The sequence below is a fragment of the uncultured Methanobrevibacter sp. genome, assembly GCF_900314695.1.
GTDB lineage: Archaea > Methanobacteriota > Methanobacteria > Methanobacteriales > Methanobacteriaceae > Methanocatella.
In genome coordinates this window covers 1-309 of the sequence record NZ_OMWD01000043.1, presented here as the reverse complement: position 1 = coordinate 309, position 309 = coordinate 1, and the positions used below count along the sequence as shown (strand labels likewise).

1 pseudogene is annotated in these 309 nt (G+C 27.5%); it reads left to right on the top strand.

Features of this window, described 5'->3' with window-relative positions:
* Positions 1–90: 90 nt before the first annotated feature.
* Positions 91–309 (top strand): annotated as a pseudogene (locus QZN45_RS10495) (hypothetical protein); the annotation flags it as partial.

Here is a 309-nt window from a genome sequence, read left to right as displayed (position 1 = left end):
AAAAAACATGATAAAAAAGCATTCAGAATACAAAACAATGGCAATATAAAAATTAAACCTCATACAATTATTTTACCAAAATTAGGGGAGGTGTATTACAGGACAAGTAAAAAATATCGTGAAAAATTAAAAAAAGTTAAAATCAATAATTTGACAATTAAAATAGAAAATGGAAAATATTATGCCGTATTTAACATCGAAAATGAAATGCCAGAATTTCCTAAAACAAAAGAATTCGTCGGAATCGATTTAGGTATGAGAACACTAGCAACACTCGACAACGGACTAAAAATAGCCAATTTAGACGTT